Source organism: Enterobacter cloacae complex sp. IR5412 (assembly GCF_049237385.1).
Classification (GTDB): Bacteria; Pseudomonadota; Gammaproteobacteria; order Enterobacterales; family Enterobacteriaceae; genus Enterobacter; species Enterobacter intestinihominis.
On sequence record NZ_JBMKHQ010000016.1, the window covers coordinates 53,903 to 55,979 of the forward strand.

The window sequence follows — 2,077 nt, forward strand, 5'->3', positions numbered from 1 at the left end:
CTCCGCGCGTGATGCGGTAGGGACGGTCGTTGAGGACGTGCAGGCCGTTGCCCCGCCACACCAGCACCAGCTCGCAGAACTCGTGGGTATGCTCGGCAAAGACGTTTTGCGGATAGCGGTCCGCCACCGCGACGGCCTGACTCGCGGAGGCAAAAAAATCATCTTTACGAAGAATTAACTGAGCAGCCACACCACAACCTCGACGGCGAATAACCGGACATTATTAGCCTTTCTGCGGTAAAAAAACGGTGACTGCCCTCGCGTTACTGAAGCAACGCGTCTTTCCCCTGACGGATATCGCGCGGCGACCAGCTAAATTCCCGACGAAACAGCGTTGAAAAGTGGTTACTGTCGCCGAAACCGCAGCGATAGGCGATATCCGTGACGCTTTCATCCGTGTGCCTTAAAAGGTGACGCGCTTTGATCAGGCGCAGACGGTTGAGGTAGCGCTGCGGCGTCAGCCCGGTATGCTGCTTGAGCTGACGATGCAGCGTGCGCAGCGAGAGCGAAAAGTCATCCGCCAGCGTTTCCCAGCAGACATCTTCGGCAAAATGATCTTCCAGCCAGGCCATCAGCTGATTCAGGCGCGCGTCGTTATTTTCCAGCCCTTTCACCAGGCTGCTGCGCCGCAGCAGCACCAGCAGCTGCATAAACAGCATCTCGCGGGTAGCAATGGCGTGCGTCTCCTGTCCATCCTCGCTCTGCTCCATCTGGCTTACCAGCTGACGCACCTGCTGCAACGTGGACTGATTCACCCGCCAGTGCGACGGGTAGTGGCCGTCCTTCTCCTGCGGCAACAGCTGATTCAGCCCGGAGAGAAACTGGAACGCATCCGGAGAACGATAGAGCACATTGGTCAGGCACAGGTTATCGGTATGTTCATACAGGTGCCTGTCGTGATCGCGCACGAAGCACACCGTACCGCCGCTGATGGTATACGGCTGACCATTAAACACGTGGATGCCCGTTCCGTGCTCAACAATCACAATTTCATGGAAATCATGATGATGTTCCGGGAACGCAGCCTGAGGCAGCCGTGGCTCAATCGCAACCGGCGAAGCCCCCGAAGGAAAAAAATCGACGCTGTGCAGTACGGTCATAACGGCCTCTACCAATGAGAAAAGTTCTCAAAATAGTAATTAAGGCCTTCCCCGCTCACCTTAAATTTTTGACAGCAAACCGCGCAAAAGCTGCCGGTTTTTCAAGAAACAGGCGGAAAGATCGGGAAATGCGGTCAGCGTCACACTGCCTGCAAACCCCGCCATTACTGGAAACTGTGAACTCCCTCACGTTCATCTTTGCTTTCTTGCCAGCGCGAGATTTGGGCTGTCAGTGGCGAGAAGGTGGCTATTTCTTCCCTTTCTTACACTCCTCGCTAATGACTTAAGAAAGGACCCGACCATGACTTTTCGCCATTGTGTGGCTGTCGATTTAGGCGCATCCAGCGGCCGTGTAATGCTCGCCACCTGGGACTGCGACCTGCACACCCTTACGCTTCGCGAAATGCACCGTTTCGCCAATTGCCTGCAAAAACAGGACGGTTTTGTTACCTGGGATATCGACGCCCTGGAAGCAGAGATCCGCACCGGACTTCACAACGTCTGCGAAGACGGTATTCGCATCGACAGTATCGGCATTGATACCTGGGGTGTGGATTACGTGCTGCTGGACAGTCACGGCGAACGCGTCGGCCTGCCGGTCTCCTACCGCGACAGCCGCACCGATGGGCTGATGGCGCACGCCATCGCGCAGCTTGGCAAGGAGAACATCTATGGTCGCAGTGGCATCCAGTTCCTGCCGTTTAACACGCTGTATCAGCTACGTGCGCTGGTTGAGCAACAGCCTGAGCTGGTCGAAAAAGTGGCGCATGCGCTGCTGATCCCGGACTACTTAAGCTACCGTCTGACCGGCAATATGAACTGGGAATACACCAACGCCACCACCACGCAGCTGGTCAACATCAACACCGATAACTGGGATGAACATCTGCTGGCCTGGACGGGCGCCTCGCCGTCCTGGTTCGGCGCGCCAACCCATCCGGGCAATGTGATCGGTCACTGGCTTTGCCCGCAGGGGA

General features: G+C 56.5%; 3 protein-coding genes. 1 reads left to right on the top strand and 2 read right to left on the bottom strand.

The annotated features are described in order from the left end of the window. Window positions 1–190, bottom strand: a 190-nt coding sequence (locus tag ACOTX2_RS21335) for an AraC family ligand binding domain-containing protein (RefSeq protein ID WP_421625971.1), incomplete at its 3' end; no start/stop codon positions are given. A gap of 73 nt (window positions 191–263) precedes the next feature. Then, complete coding sequence (gene rhaS / locus ACOTX2_RS21340; RefSeq protein ID WP_063148350.1) at window positions 264–1,100, bottom strand: HTH-type transcriptional activator RhaS; 837 nt, start codon at window positions 1,098–1,100, stop codon at window positions 264–266. A 301-nt stretch (window positions 1,101–1,401) separates the two neighbouring features. Between rhaS and ACOTX2_RS21345 the strand changes: the two genes are divergently transcribed. Next, on the top strand, window positions 1,402–2,077 hold a 676-nt coding region (locus ACOTX2_RS21345; protein WP_421625972.1), incomplete at its 3' end, for an FGGY family carbohydrate kinase.